The organism is Phenylobacterium sp., assembly GCF_036264965.1.
In the GTDB taxonomy this organism is placed as follows: domain Bacteria; phylum Pseudomonadota; class Alphaproteobacteria; order Caulobacterales; family Caulobacteraceae; genus Phenylobacterium.
Map to the genome: position 1 here is coordinate 16867 of NZ_DATAPY010000068.1, position 14200 is coordinate 31066.

Here is a 14200-nt window from a genome sequence, read left to right on the forward strand (position 1 = left end):
CGAGCGTGCGGTGATGTCGGCGGCGGATCAGCGCTGCGGACTGTTCGCGCCTGACGTGGCCGCGGCGCTGGCCGCCGGCGTGGCGCAGGCTCGTGGCGCGGCGTTGCGCGCCGGGACCTCGCCGGCGTCGCTGCGCCAGACCGAGCTCGCCGCCCGCGCCAAGGCCAATGCCGCCGACTGCCGATCCCCCGACATCGTCACCGCCGCCGCCCGGGTGAAGACCGCCTTCTCCGGCTACGCCAAGATGACCCGGCTCAACTACGCCGGCGACGTGGCCGGCTGGGCCGCCGACCGCAACCTCGGCCGCGCCGCCCGCTGGCGGTTGGCGCAGGAGACCAGCTTCGGGGGCGACCGGATGGCCTTTGGCCTGGCCGGGCGCGAGGGCCAGGAAGGCCTGGTCGCCGTGGCCAGCTTCGCCGACGGGGCCCAGCCCTACGCCGCGCGCCTGGTGCTGCGCGACGACGCGCGCGCCGGCCAACCCTATCTCGACCGTTTCGGCGGCGGCGCGACCGCCGGCCTGCCCCTGGCGCGCCGCCTGCCGCCGGCGAGCGCGCAGAAGGCCTTCAACGCCACCGCCCGCTCGGCGGCCGGGCCGGACCTCCTGCCCAAGGGCGAGACCGCCGGCTGGGCCTTCCGCTTCCCGGACGCCGCCTCGGTCGAACTGGCCGCCCTCGACCCGCGCGAAGCCGTGGCTGTCGACTTCCTGTTCCCGGGGGACGTGGTGCGCCGCGCTTACGTGGAGGTCGGCGACTTCGCCGCCGGCCGAGCGTTCCTACAGGTCGCGGGTCACTAGCCTTCCGCGATCCGCGACACGCGCGGTTCAACCTGGGGGATCAGGACCGGCATCCTGACGGTCACGGTGGTGCCCTCGCCGAGCGTGCTCGCCATCGTCATGTCGCCGCCGTGCAGGCGCGCGAAGGCCCTGACCAGCGAGAGCCCCAGACCCGCGCCGGCCTGCCTCTGCTCCGCGCCGCCGGCCTGCTCGTAAGGCCGGCCCAGGCGCGCCAGGTCCTCCGACGAGATGCCGACCCCGGTGTCGGTCACGGAAATCTCCAGCACCTCCTCGTCCCGCCGCGCCGAGACGGTCACCGAACCGCCCCTCGGCGTGAACTTCAGCGCATTGGAGACCAGGTTGAAGGCGATCTGCTTGATCGCGCGCCGGTCGGCCTCGGCTTCCAGGGAGTCCGCCGACAGTTCGCCCTTGAGGTTGATCCCGGCGCGGTCCGCCTGGCCGCGCATCAGGCGCAGGACCGCGGCGATCGCGTCGCGGGCGTCGAAGTCTTCGCGCGCCAGCTCGAACCGCTCGGCCTCGATCTTCGACATGTCGAGCACGTCGTTGATCAGCTCCAGCAGGTGGGCGCCGCTCTCGTGGATCAGGTCGGCGTATTCGGCGTAGCGGTCCGACATGGGCCCGAACAGCCGCTGCCGCATGATGTCGGAGAAGCCCATGATGGCGTTCAGCGGCGTGCGCAGCTCGTGGCTCATATTGGCCAGGAAGCGCGACTTGCCGGCGTTCTGCTGTTCGGCCACCAGGCGCGCCTCGTCCAGCTCGGTCTCGCGGCGGCGCTGGGCGCGGGCGTCGCGCAGGGCGCCGACCAGGCGCGAGGCGCCCATCCGGCGCAGGGTCAGCACGCACCACCCCTGCGGGTCGTGGGCCGGAACGAACACCACCTCCGCCGAGCCCTCCGCGGCCGCACGCATCAGGGCGTCCTCGACCGCGGTGCGATCCTCCGCGCCGACCATCTCGGCCAGGTTGCGGCCGGTCATCTCGTGGGTCTGCAGCCCGATGGGCGCCTCGCCGAACGCCTCGAGGATGCGGCCGCCCGGGTAGAGCGACATCAGGAGCTGCGGCTGGTGATCCAGCGCCTCGCGCAGCGAGAGTTCCGTGTCGCGCGCGAGGGCGCCCTCGCCGCGCACCCTGCCCTGCAGGGCCACCAGGCCGGCCGCAAAGCCCAGGCCGGTCGTCCCCAGCGCCAGCAGGCTCAGCCAGGTCGCCAGCGGCTCGGCGTTCTTCGGCAGAAGCGCAAACGCCCCGCCCATCGCCGCCACAGCGGCGGCTGCGACGCCCGCCGCCGCGCCCAGGCCCAGAAGCTTCGGCCGCCCGAACGCCGCACCGGCCGCCAGCGGCGCCAGGCACAGGGCCGCCATCGGCCCGCCGGTGCCGCCGGTCAGCAGGCAGGCGCTCGCCCCGGCCGCCGCCCAGGCCACGACCGCGGTCGCCGCCCCGGACTCGCCGCCGATCCCCGCCAGGAACGCGCCGATGACGCTGGCGGCGACCACCGCGCCCAGGGCCGCCAGATCCACGACGGGCGCGCCGCCGCGCAAGACCAGCGCCCCGGCCGCCGCCGCCATGGCCAGCGCCCAGGCCAGGTGCCAGATCACGGCGAAGCGCTGCCCGGCGTCCGCCGGTGCGCGCCCGCGCGGCCGTCTCTTGGGGCTGGTCAGCGTCGAGCCTTCGTCTTCTGTTCGCCGGACATCACAATCAAGTTTAGCGGCTGCGGTGAGTCCAAGTAAGGGCGCTCGCCTATGGCGCGATCCCGCTATCCACAGGCTGCTTGCAGTCGTGAAAGGAAATCGTAAGCGCGCGGTCGCAAAATCGAGGCTCTTGGAACGAGGGCGCCTCAGCCTGCATGCCGTCAGCGCCCGACCCCGCCAGCGCACCCGAAACGCCTGAACCGCCCGAACCCGCCGCGCGGACGCGGCGGCGCGCGGTCGTCGGCCTCGAGGATCAGAAGCGCGCCTTCCTGCGCCTGGTCAGTCACGAACTGCGCACGCCGCTCAATTCGATCCTCGGATTCTCCGAAATCCTCTCGGCCGAGCTCTACGGCCCGCTGGGCGCGCCGCAGTACAAGGAATACGCCGAGATCATCCGCGGCAGCGGCAAGAAGCTGCTCAAGCTGGTCAACCAGGTGCTGGAGATCGGCCGTCTTGAGGGCCTGGAGCTCGACGTCGGCCCGGAAGCGCTGGAGCCGGCCTTTGAATCCGCCATTTCGTCCGCCGCCGCCGATTTCACCCGCGGCGTGCGGCCGCGCATCGTCGAGCACGGCGACCTGCCGCTCGTCTTGGCCGACCCTTGGGGCCTGCGCACCGTGCTGACCCACCTGTTGCAGAACGCCGCCATGTTCGCCCCCGACGAGAGCGAGGTCCGCATCCGCGCCGAGATCGGCCCGGGCCACGTCGACGTGCTGATCGAGGACGATGGAGAGGGCGTCGACCCCGCCGACCTGCCACGCCTGATGTTGCCCTTCGAGCAGGGCCAGAACGCACTGGTCCGCCGGGTCGAGGGCGGCGGCCTGGGCCTGCCGATCTGCGAGCTCACCTGCCGCGCCATGGGCGCCCCGCTGCAGCTCACCTCCGAGCCGGGAAAGGGCCTCACCGCCCGCGTGCGCCTGAAGACAGCCTAGAGAAGACCGCCTGAAGCAGTTGCGGCGGGGGTCGCCGCCCCCTAAGTCCCGCGCATGGTCGCGCCCCTGCTTCAAGACGGAATCCCGGACGAACTCGCGGAACTCGCCGCCGAGTTCGAGGTCCTGGGCGACTGGGAAGAGCGCTATCGCTATGTGATCGACCTGGGCAAGGACCTGGCGCCCCTGACCGACGCCGAACGCTCCGACGCCAACAAGGTGCGCGGTTGCGCGAGCCAGGTCTGGCTGGTGACCGAGCCGCACGCCGACGGGACGCTGACGTTCCGCGGCGACAGCGACGCCCACATCGTGCGCGGCCTGATCGCCATCGTCCTGCGCCTCTTCTCCGGCCGAAGGCCCGCCGAAATCCTGGCCTTCGACGCCCCGGCCGCCTTCGAGACCCTCGGCCTCAAGGGCGCGCTCTCGCAACAGCGGTCGAATGGCCTGGCGTCGATGGTGGCCCGCATCCGGACCGACGCGGAGCGGGCGCGGAGCTAGCGCCGCCGGCTCAGCCCGGAATTGCGGCCCGGGCGCGATCTGTCTGCAGGACCCGGTGCAGCATCACCGCAATCGCCAGGCCTGCGCCCTGCAGCGCGACGCCGAGGATCAGCACGCCATGGACGTTCTGGTTGGTGACCGCGAACGAGGCCAGCAAGGGCCCGAAGGCGCCCGCGAGAAGCTGGACTGCGCCGCTCTGCATGGCGGCGCGCCGGGAGGGATCGGCCTCCACCGTCATGGGGACCAGGAAAGGCCCCGCCACGAAGGCGGCCATGCCTGCAAGCCCCGTCATGGCGACGAATAGCCAGGCCGGCGCGTGGACGGCGTAGGTCGCCCAGGTCGCCGCGAAGACCGCCGCGCAGACCCAGAAGACGGTGATGTAGCGGACCCGGCCTGCCACCGCGGTCGCCAGCGCGCCGCCGGCCATCTGGCAGGCGAGCCCGACCGAGATGGCCGTGCGTCCCACGGCGACGCTGAGCCCCGCCTGGCCCGCCAGCGGGACGACATAGACCGCCACGGCGGTGAGGGAGGCGGCCATACACAGGGTGCCGGCCAGCGCGACCCAGCCCCGGAATGGCGGCGCGCCCGAGCTCGGCGCCCCGGCCGCGGCGACGTCGCCCAGGCTGCGAGGAATGAAGAAAGCAACGGGCAGCGCCAGGGCCGCACCGACCGCGACGGCCACATAGCCGCCGTTGGCGCCGAAGCGCGGCAGGATCACGGCGGAGAGCGCGGCGGCCACCGCAAGCTGGGTCAGGCCCATGCCGGTGAACAGGACCGCCGCCCAGCGCTCCGGAGTCGCGGTGCGGGAGATGAAGCCGATGGAGATCCACAACAGGACGCCCTCGGGTAGGCCGGCCAACGCTCGGACGATCATCACGCCCTGTCCGCTGGTCCGCGTCGTGGCGAGGTCCAGGGCGACGAGGACGACAGCGGCGATGGCGGCGATGGTGCGCAGCCGCACAGGCCGCAGCACGATGCCCGCAGCGGCGGTCACCAGCCCGGTCGTCAGCGCCTCCAGCATGGCGGTCAGGCCGATGCCGGGCGCGGAAAGGCGTCCCTCCTCCGCCAGCGTCGCCAGCAGAAGGCCCATCAGGCCCGTGATCAGCAGCGCAAGCAGACCCAGCGCGATCGCCGCGGCCGCCTCGGATGGGACGAACGGAGGGCCTGCCACTTCATCGACGAGATCGTCGGGCGCAGAGCCCGCGGCGGACGAAGGCGGACGAGGCCGAGGGCTCATGGGCTGGATTCCGCGCGGTTGAGGCTCGGGAGGATCGCCCTGAATTGGCCCGGGCGCCTAGCGCTGATCGCTCGACCCAGGTTCGCCAACCCGTGTTGCGATACCGGGAACCAGACCGTTTGCGACACGGATATCGCCTCGAACATGATTCGTCGCACTTCGGCCGGCTCCGACGGAGCGCAGCGGCGAGAACATATCAAATCCTGAGAACGATGTTCTCAAGGTTTTTCTGCATAATGTCACAGGTCCAACAGCGTCTCATGGAAGCGTTGAGCGCCTGCCCCGCGCCAGGAGCGGATGTTTGATCTGGCCGCCTGGCGATCGCCAGGCGGCCAACTGAGGCTCAGAAGCTCCTGCGCACGGTCAGACCCGCTTCACGCGGCCGCCCCAGGAAGCGCATGAATTCGGGATCGGTGAAGCCGAAGAGGGGCGAGACGGCGTCCTGCACGGTGTAGGTCGTGTTGAAGACGTTGTTGGCCCACAGCGACATGTCCCAGCCGCCGTCGAACTTGATCCCGCCGCGCAGGGCCACCAGCGAATAGGCCGGCTGCAGGCTGCGCGGATCGAGGTTGGTGTTGGTCAGGTCTTTCGACTGCCACGTCCAGTCGACGCGGCCGTACAGGCTGCCCCATTGGGTGGGCTGCTTGTACTGGAGCCCCACGACGCTGCGCCAGTGCGGGACCAGCGGGAGGTTCTCGCCCGTCATGTTCCCGCTGGAGGGGCCGGCCGCGGTGAAGAAGGGCGAGCCATTGGGATAGCTGTCGTAGGTCGCGTCGACATAGGTCACGCCGGCATTGGCGTTGAAGCCGTGGCCGAGCGCGAAATTCCCGTTGGCCTCGAAGCCTTTGACCGAAACCTTCGGCGCGTTGTTGACCAGAAACTGCAGGCCGATGAGGCCGGCGTTCTGGTAGTTCCGGTAGTCGGCGTAGAAGGCGTCCGCCGAAACCTGGGCGCGGCCGTCCAGCAGTTTCGACTTCACGCCGATCTCGTAGCTGGTGACGTATTCGTCCTTGAACTCGCGCACGCCGGGCGTGGCGCTGCCGAAGCCGATGTTGTAGCCGAACGACTTTCCGCCCCGCGAGACGGTCGCATAGAGCATGGTGTCCGTTGTCGGGTGGTATTCGCCCGTCAGGTTCCAGGTCAGCATGCTGGTGCGATGGTCAAACGCCGCGTTGATCGGGACCAGTGGGCAGGCCGGCAGGTTGACCGGCGTGAGGCTGGCGGTGATCAGGTTGAGCGGGAAATTCCCGCAGGGCCCTAGCGGTAGATTGGGGGTCGCGGCCGACACCTTGTAGGCGTTGTCGACCGAGGCGTGTTTCTCCTCGGTCTGAACCCGCAGGCCGGCCGTCACCGAGAGCTTGTCGTTGATGTGGTAGCTCGACTGGCCGAACACGGCTTCGTAGCTCGATCGTGACTTGGAGTTCAGGAATCCTTCGTCGCCGGGCTGGCCCAGCACGAAGGCCGCCGGCAGGGCGGGTGTGTGCGGCAGTGGGATATGGGCCGCCGCCGGGTCCAGGGTGAAGGTCGGCGAATCACCGTCGTCGCCGCGGGCGAAGCCCACATGCTGGAAATAGAGGCCGCCCAGCCACTCGAGCTTGTCGCCGGTCGGCGAGGCCAGGCGAATCTCCTGCGAGAACGTTCCGCCCTGCTGGGTGTCGGTGTAGTTCACCACCGGCATCACGACCAGCGCCGCGTCGGCCCAGTCGAGCCGGTCGCCGTAGTCGGACAGGGCGGTGATCGAGGTCAGGGTGTTGCGGCCGATCTTGCTGTTCAGCGTCGCCGACACGACGTTGCTGAATGTCGAGGTCCGGATCGGGCTCGACGTGCAGATCACTCGGTTGTTCGGGTTGTTGTCCGCACAGGGCGTGATGCCTTCAACCGCACCCAGCGGGCCGAAGTCCAGCTTGTAGGCGTTGTTCGGTCCGCCCGGCTGACCTGGCGCGGCGTAGTACATCACGTCCGGGTCGTTGCTCTTGGTGTTGTAGACCTCGCTGCGGCTGGCCGCGACGCGAAGCGTCGTGTCCTGCCACAGGTCGGCTTCGATCTGGCCGCGCACCGAATAGCGGTTCATGTCGTTGGCATTGCCTGCGCCGGGGAAGAGGTTCTTGAAGGTGTCACCCTGGCTGTAGTTGACCGCGCTGAGGCTGTAGCGCAGCCGGTCGTTGATCGGCCCCGACACATAGCCGGCGAAGCGCCAGACCGAGGCGGACAGGCCGCCGTCGAGGTTGGAATAGGAGCCTTCGAGACTGCCCGTCAGGGTGTGCGACGGCGCCTCGGTGACGACGTTGATGACGCCTGCGGTGGCGTTCTTACCGTAGAGGGTGGACTGCGGGCCCTCCAGCACCTCGACGCGGGCGACAGCGCCCAGATCGTCGACGCTCATGCCCGAGCGCGGGAGGTAAACGCCGTCGACGAACAGCGCCACGTCCGGCTCGAAGGTCGGCGTGTTCGCGTCCGAGCCGATCCCGCGGATCTTGTAGCTCTGGTTGGCGGCGCTGTTGGTCTCCTGCGCCGAGAGCGCCGGCACCAGGTTCGCGACGCCGGACATGTCGATGACGCCGGCCTGTTTCAGGGTGGCCGAGCTCAAGGCGGTGACCGCTATGGGCACGTTCTGCAGGGTCTGCTCGCGCAACTGGGCGGTGACGACCACCTCCTCGACGGCGATGCCGCCGCCGGCGCTAGCGGCGGCGTCGGCGGCGAGAGCCGGCGCGGCGAAGGCGGCCAGGACGAAGCAGGACGCGCCTGAAAAGAATAGATTGCGATAGGTCATGGGGTCCCCCCGTTGGCCGCTTTAGGCCGTGCTTTTTTTGGTTGAACGCTGGGTACTGCCGGTGATCCAGAACACGGCCGCGGCGATGAGCGCGGCGACGGGCGTGAGCTGGATTGCGGTTGGAAGGCCGAACCTGTCGGCCAGAAAGCCGGTGACAAGCGGACCCGGCGCGAGGCCGATGAGGTTGTTGGAGAGCGTCAGGACCGCCAGCGCCGCCCCGTGCAGGGCCGCCGGCGTGCGCTCCGCCACCATGGCGCCCGCCGGTCCCGTGGTCCCGCCGGCGCAGAACAGGCCGAGCAATGCGCAGACGACCTGCGGCGGCCCGGGCGGGAGATGGAACGCTGCTTCGAGGAAGACGAACGTGACCACGCCATAGGCGGCGGCCAGGGCGGGTCGGCGGTGCGGCCGCCCGGCGCAGAACCGGTCGGCGAATCCGCCGCAAACGACCATGCCGATGCCGGCCGCGAACAGAAGCGTCGCCGCCGACGCCGCGGCGGCCTGGAGCGAGAGGCTTTGGAACCGATTGAGGTAGCTGGGCGCCCACGCGGTCAGCGAGCCCAGGACGAACAGCTGCAGGCCGCTGGCGACATAGGTGAGCACGACCCCGGGCGAGCCGAACAGGCCGCGGGCGATCCCGTTCAGGCCGTGCGGCGCGACGCCACCCGCTTCGGCATTCGGCAGGGGCGCGGGGCCGTCGCGCACGAAAACCGCGTAAGCCGCCGCCAGCGCCAGGCCGAACACAGCCATCCCCGCGAAGGCGCCGCGCCAGCCGAGGTGCGCAGCCATGGCGCCGCCGAGGGCCAGGCCGATGAACGAGCCGAAGACGCCGCCGGCCATGAAGACGCCGGTGATCGTGGCGCGCAGGCTCTTCGGAAAATAGGTGAAGACCACCGCCAGGCCGACGCTACCGTAGGCGGCTTCGCCGACGCCCAGCACGAAACGGGCCGCGAGCAGCTGGCCATAGCTGGCGCAGGCCGCGCAGGCGAGCGTCGCCAGGCTCCAGGTCAGCGCCATGACAGCGACGCTGCGCGCCCGTCCCACGCGGTCGGCGACCAGGGACAGTGGAACGGTGAGGATGCCCACCATCAGGGCGACCACGCCGCTGAGCGCGCCCAGGCGGGTGTCGGACAGACCCCAGTCCACCTTCAGCAGCGGGAAGGCCGCCGACAGCACCTGCCGGGACATGTGGTCCGAAAGCAGAAGCGCGAAGGATACGCAAAGGACCAGCCAGCCGCGGCTAGTGGCCCGGGCCTCGAGCCGCAAGCCGTTCCCGGCCGAAGGAACGAGGACGATGCTCATGAGACCAACACGTCGTCGAGCTGCCGGAGGAGTTCGAGCGCACGAGGCCAGGGTCCATAGCCCGAGGTCGGATTGAGGTGTCCCACGGGTCCCAAGGGGACCAGGAGGCTGTTCCAGGCGCGCGCCAGGTCGGTCGTCCGTTCTGCGCTCGCCAGGGGATCGTTATCGCTGCTGGCGACAATGCTCGGGAATGCAAGCCGCGTCCGCGGGATCGGCAGCCAGCCGCCCAGCCGAAGATCCTCCGGTGTCGGATAGCCGGCGGGCAGCGGGGTCTCGATGTCGGCCGGCGTCGCCAGCAGCGCGCCGCGGATCGGTCGGCTGTGCGTCTGGGCCCAGTGGACCACGGTGAGCACGCCGGCGCTGTGGGCCGCCAGGATCAGCGGCCCTTCGATCGCACGGATTTCGCGGTCCAATGCCTCGACGCGCGACGCGCGGCTGAGCTTATCGCGTTCAAGGGGAGGCACAGTGCGCGACCCCGGCAGTTCCCCGGCGAGGAGGGTCTGCCAGTGGTCGGGCATGTGATCGCGGAGACCGGGAACGATCAGGACAGTGGCGTGCAAAGGAAAGCTTTCTGTCAGGCTGTCTGGCTGGCGGGATGTGTGTGCGTGTGGCCTGCGAGCGCCTCAGGCGTGCAGCAGGAAGCCCTTCTGGCCGGGTTGGCGATTGGGCGGGAAGCCGTTCTTGGCGAGGGTCTCATCGACGCTCTGGTAGAACTCGCCGATCCGGTAGATGCGTTTGGCTTCCTTGCCAGTGGCGATCTCGCGGCCGAACTCGCGCGAGATCCGCACCAGCTGCTCGACCTGCTCGACCGAGCTCATCTTGTTGCGCTTATCCTGGGTCCAGAGGTTGTCTTCGTTGCCGCAGCGCACATGCAGGCCCATAGCGATGGCCATCATGTTCAGCGGCAGGACGTGGCGCATGGAAGACTCCAGCGTCAGCACCGCCCCGTCCGGCACCTGACGGATGAAGTTCATCATGGTGTAGGGGTTGGGCGCGTCGAAGCCGCCGCCGATCGCGACCCAGGTGAGGATAAGCGGCCCATAGAACTTACCCCGGCGCATCATGCGCTCCAGCGTCTCCAGCTGTGAGATCTGCGCCAGCTGGAAGTGCGACTGGATGCCGTTGGCGCTGAGCCGGCGGACATGCTCCTCAAGCCAGCCGGGGCCGGCCGGAACCGTCATTTCGCGATAGGCCTCGTAGAGCGCCGGATCCGCGAGCGACGTGCCCTTCAGGTCGTCTTCGTCCATCAGTTCGACGATGTTGAACTGGCTGGTGTTGACCGCCACCGTCACCTGGTCAGGCCGCGGCGTCAGCTCGGCCAGCATGTGGCGGGTGTCGTCGGACAGCCACTTCGCCGCCTCGCCCTCGCTCTCGGGCGCGAACGAGATCGAGCCGCCCACCTGCAGGATCATGTCCGGCACAGCGCTCCGGAGGCGGTCCAGAAACTCGTTGAACATGGAGAGGCGCTTGGACCCCGTGCCATCCTCCTCGCGTACGTGGAGGTGGAGGACCGTCGCGCCTGCATTGTAGCAGTCGACCGCCTTCTGGACGTGCTCCTGCATGCTGATCGGCAGGTCCTCGGGGAAGTCCGCCGGCATCCACTCCGGGCCATAAGGCGCGGCGGTGATCACCAGGTCTTCCTGGTTTTCCGGGAGGAGGGAGTCGTCGATGAAGTTCATAACGGGTGCTCCTTGAGGGGCTCGGCACGGCGTGAATGAGCTGGTCTGAGGCGGGCGTCAGACCGGGCGGTCGCCCATGATCCCGGCGCGCTCCATCTTGCGGACCGCCGGCCAGTAGTCCTGGACCGCGTAGTGCTGGGTGCAGCGGTTGTCCCAGATGGCCACGCTGTTCGGCGTCCAGCGCCAGCGCACCTGGTATTCCGGGATGGCAGCGCGGCCGATCAGGTAGCTCAGCAGGTTGGCGCTCCCCGGCGCGAAGTCCTGCCCAAACCGGACGTTGGCCGGCGTGTGGAAGTTGACGAAGTGGGTCGCAAACCCGCTGACGAACAGCACCTTCTCGCCGGTCTCGGGATGGATGCGAACCACCGGGTGCTCCGCGTCCGGGAAGCGGGCCTTGAGGGCATGGCGCTGCTCCATAGGCAGCGCAGCGCCAAAGGTGGCCTCGATCGAGTGCCGCGCCCGGAGCGGGGCGATCTGGTCCTTGATCGGCTGGGCCAGGTCCTCGTAGGCCTTGGCCATATTCGCCCAGATGGTGTCGCCGCCGGCCTCAGGGCCTTCGATGCAGCGCAGGACGCAGCCCATGGGCGGGGCCTCGCGCCAGGTGGCGTCGCAGTGCCAACCATTCTCATAGTGCTCGGGCGGGCTGTCGAGGTCCTTGTAGATGCGCACCAGGCCCGGATTCTCGGGGTCGCTGCCGAGCGCCGGATGGTCCTCCAGGGCGCCGAACCGGCTGGCGAAGGCCACGTGCTCGGCGCGGGTGATGTCCTGGTCGCGCAGGAAGAGGACCTTGTGCTGCAGGAGCAGGCCCTTGAGTTCTGCGAACAGGGCGTCGTCTCGCGAGGCTGCGCCGAGATCGACGTTGGAAAGCTGGGCGCCGATGCTGCAGGTCAGACGCTCGACCTGGACGGAACCAAGGGCGGCGGCCTTCACGACCGCGGGCGCTTTCACATCGGTGGTCATCAATTGTCCTCCTGAGTGGGCGGCCCTAGAGCACGAAGATCGAAGAGCCGGTCGTCTTGCGCCCTTCGAGGTCGCTGTGAGCACGGGCGGCGTCGGCCAGGTCGTACTGCTGGTTGACTTCGATGCGGATGCGGCCGGCGGCGACGTGACCGAACAGTTCACCCGCCAGCTCCGCGCGCTCCACGGGGTCGGCGATGTAGTCGGCGAGCGCCGGGCGGGTGACATAAAGCGAGCCCTTCATCGCCAGCTGCATGGCCTGGATCGGCGGCTGAGGGCCCGAGGCGGTGCCGAAGCAGACCAGCAGGCCGCGCCGGCGCAGGGAGTCCAAGGAACCGGCGAAGGTGTCCTTGCCGACGCTGTCGAAGACCACCGGAACGCCGGCGCCGCCGGTCAGGGCGCGCACCCGCGAGGGCACGTCCTCGCGGTCGTAGCGGACGACGTGGTCGCAGCCGTGGGCGCGGGCGAGTTCGGCCTTGGCGTCGCTGGACACCGTCCCGATGACCGTCAGGCCCAGCAGCTTGGCCCATTGGGATACGATCAGGCCGACGCCGCCGGCCGCCGCGTGTAGCAGGATGGTGTCGCCGTCGTTGAGCGGCCAGATCCGGCGCAGCAGGTAGGAGGCTGTCAGGCCGCGCATCATCATGGCTGCGGCGGTCTCGAAGGCGATCTCGTCCGGAAGCTTGACCAGTGAGTCCGCAGGCATGACCCGGGCGGTGGAATACGCGCCCAGGGGGCTGCCGGTGTAGGCGACCCGGTCGCCCGGCGCGAAGCCGGTGACGCCCGGCCCGACGGCCTCGACGACGCCCGCCGCTTCCACGCCCAGGCCTGAAGGCAGGGCTGCGGGATAGAGGCCGGAGCGGAAGTAGGTGTCTGCGAAGTTCAGCCCGACAGCGACGTGGCGAACGCGGACCTCGCCAAGCTCCGGCTCGCCGACCGTGATGTCCTCGAGGCGCATGACCTCGGGCCCACCGGTCTCATAGAACCGAACCGCCTTCTGCACCTGATCCTCCCAGCGCACGGGCCGCGTCGGACCCGGTGTCGTTGACGGCACGCTAGACTCCTGGCGGCGTGTGGCTTTTCATTTGACGACAGCGAATTTTCATTTGACGACAATGACGGTCGAGGAGGAGCGCCATGCAGCCCTTTGTCCGGGGCGCGACTTTGGCGAACTACGCCGAGGTCGCCGCCCAGGTCGGCCTGGATGCGAGTGCGATGCTGCGCCTAGCCGGGATCGACCGCCGGGCGCTCGCTGACCCGGACATGCGCATCACGGCGGACAGCGTCGTCGAACTTCTGGAGGCCTCGGCCGACGCAGCAAGGTGCCCCACGTTCGGCCTGCGCATGGCCGAGTCGCGCCAGCTCTCCGACTTCGGGGCGATCAGCCTGCTCATCACCCATCAGGCGACGATGCGCGACGCGCTGAAGACCCTGGTCCAGTACCGCCAGATCCTGAACCCTTCCTTGCTCGTGCAGATGGAGGAGCATGGCGACGTGGTGGTCGTCCGCGAAGAGCTCGCCGTGCGGGGCCACAGATCGATGCGGCAGGCCTACGACTTGGCCATCGGCGTGCTCTACCGACTGTTCCGCGCGGTGCTGGGATCGCGCTGGCGGGCCGCCAGCGTGAATTTCACCCACGCGGCCCCGGACGATCTCCTGATCCATCGGCGTGTTTTCGGGCCTATCTGCGAGTTCGGCAGCGACTTCAACGGGCTCACCTGCAGTCGGGCAGACCTCGACGCCCCCAACCCGACAGCGGATCCGATCCTTGCCAGGCACGCGGAGCGCTACCTGCGCACCCTGCCGGGCGCCGACGGCCGCACGCTGTCACAGGAAATCCAGAAGGCGATCTATCTGCTCTTGCCAGTCGGCGAAGTTTCGATCGGCCGCGTGGCGGCCAGCCTCGGCTTCAACGAACGAACCCTCCAGCGGCGCCTGGTGGCAGAGGGCGCGGACTACACTGCGGTCCTCAACGATGTCCGCCGCGAGCTGACCCTCCGCTACGTCGCGAATGAAGACCTGCCGCTGGCCCGGATCGCCGGACTGGTCGGCTATGCCCGCCAGAGTTCGTTTAACCGCTGGTTCGCCGAGGAGTTCGGCGCCGCGCCTGGGCGATGGCGGCGGGAAGCACACCGTCGAGCCGGCGGCGGCGAGCTATGATGCCGCGCTAAGAGTCAGAACGCGACACTGGGCGCATTCAGGTCGAACGTCCGCATCTCACCGAGCCCGTGTGGAAACGCGCTGGCGCGCAGGTCGCGGGAGGTTGATCTTCGCGGGCTCTATGAGGCCGGACGTTGGAGGCGGCGTTTTGGCACGTGACGAGGGAGGGCTGCGTCAAGCCCGCATCGCCGCCATGAGC

At 69.5% G+C, this 14200-nt stretch carries 12 protein-coding genes; 4 read left to right on the plus strand and 8 right to left on the minus strand.

Going from position 1 to position 14200, the window contains the following annotated elements:
• Positions 1-13: 13 nt before the first annotated feature.
• On the plus strand, positions 14-793 hold the full coding sequence (locus VHS75_RS09570; protein WP_329638384.1) for a hypothetical protein: 780 nt from the start codon (positions 14-16) through the stop codon (positions 791-793).
• On the opposite strand, the gene VHS75_RS09575 is transcribed toward VHS75_RS09570, so the two are convergent.
• On the minus strand, positions 790-2382 hold the full coding sequence (locus VHS75_RS09575) for a HAMP domain-containing sensor histidine kinase (protein ID WP_329638385.1): 1593 nt from the start codon (positions 2380-2382) through the stop codon (positions 790-792). The genes VHS75_RS09570 and VHS75_RS09575 overlap by 4 nt on opposite strands.
• A gap of 248 nt (positions 2383-2630) precedes the next feature.
• Here VHS75_RS09575 and VHS75_RS09580 point away from each other — a divergent pair, with 248 nt between their 5' ends.
• Together VHS75_RS09580 and VHS75_RS09585 are read left to right on the plus strand one after the other, a co-directional pair.
• A complete protein-coding gene (locus VHS75_RS09580) occupies positions 2631-3404 on the plus strand; it encodes a HAMP domain-containing sensor histidine kinase (RefSeq protein WP_329638386.1) in 774 nt (257 codons plus the stop codon).
• A 54-nt stretch (positions 3405-3458) separates the two neighbouring features.
• Positions 3459-3899, plus strand: coding sequence for a SufE family protein (locus tag VHS75_RS09585; RefSeq protein ID WP_329638387.1), 441 nt, complete (start codon positions 3459-3461; stop codon positions 3897-3899).
• Between the two features lie 10 nt (positions 3900-3909).
• Here VHS75_RS09585 and VHS75_RS09590 read toward each other — a convergent pair whose 3' ends face one another.
• The 7 genes from VHS75_RS09590 to VHS75_RS09620 all read right to left on the minus strand — a co-directional run bounded on the left by VHS75_RS09590 (position 3910) and on the right by VHS75_RS09620 (position 12844).
• Complete coding sequence (locus VHS75_RS09590) at positions 3910-5136, minus strand: MFS transporter (RefSeq protein WP_329638388.1); 1227 nt, start codon at positions 5134-5136, stop codon at positions 3910-3912.
• Positions 5137-5479: 343 nt separating this feature from the next.
• Complete coding sequence (locus VHS75_RS09595) at positions 5480-7906, minus strand: TonB-dependent receptor (protein WP_329638389.1); 2427 nt, start codon at positions 7904-7906, stop codon at positions 5480-5482.
• A gap of 21 nt (positions 7907-7927) precedes the next feature.
• Positions 7928-9205, minus strand: coding sequence for an MFS transporter (locus tag VHS75_RS09600; protein WP_329638390.1), 1278 nt, complete (start codon positions 9203-9205; stop codon positions 7928-7930).
• Positions 9202-9765, minus strand: a complete 564-nt coding sequence (locus VHS75_RS09605) for an RBBP9/YdeN family alpha/beta hydrolase (protein ID WP_329638391.1) — start codon at positions 9763-9765, stop codon at positions 9202-9204. Before VHS75_RS09605 ends, VHS75_RS09600 begins: the two co-directional genes overlap by 4 nt.
• A 63-nt stretch (positions 9766-9828) precedes the next feature.
• Positions 9829-10884, minus strand: a complete 1056-nt coding sequence (locus VHS75_RS09610) for a 3-keto-5-aminohexanoate cleavage protein (RefSeq protein ID WP_329638392.1) — start codon at positions 10882-10884, stop codon at positions 9829-9831.
• Positions 10885-10941: 57 nt separating this feature from the next.
• Positions 10942-11844, minus strand: coding sequence for a TauD/TfdA dioxygenase family protein (locus tag VHS75_RS09615; RefSeq protein WP_329638393.1), 903 nt, complete (start codon positions 11842-11844; stop codon positions 10942-10944).
• Positions 11845-11869: 25 nt separating this feature from the next.
• Positions 11870-12844 carry a quinone oxidoreductase gene (locus tag VHS75_RS09620; RefSeq protein WP_329638394.1) on the minus strand — a complete coding sequence of 325 codons (975 nt, stop codon included), beginning with the start codon at positions 12842-12844 and terminating at the stop codon, positions 11870-11872.
• Positions 12845-13005: 161 nt separating this feature from the next.
• On the opposite strand from VHS75_RS09620, the gene VHS75_RS09625 reads away from it, so the two are divergent.
• On the plus strand, positions 13006-14001 hold the full coding sequence (locus VHS75_RS09625; RefSeq protein ID WP_329638395.1) for an AraC family transcriptional regulator: 996 nt from the start codon (positions 13006-13008) through the stop codon (positions 13999-14001).
• The last annotated feature ends 199 nt before the right edge of the window (positions 14002-14200 follow it).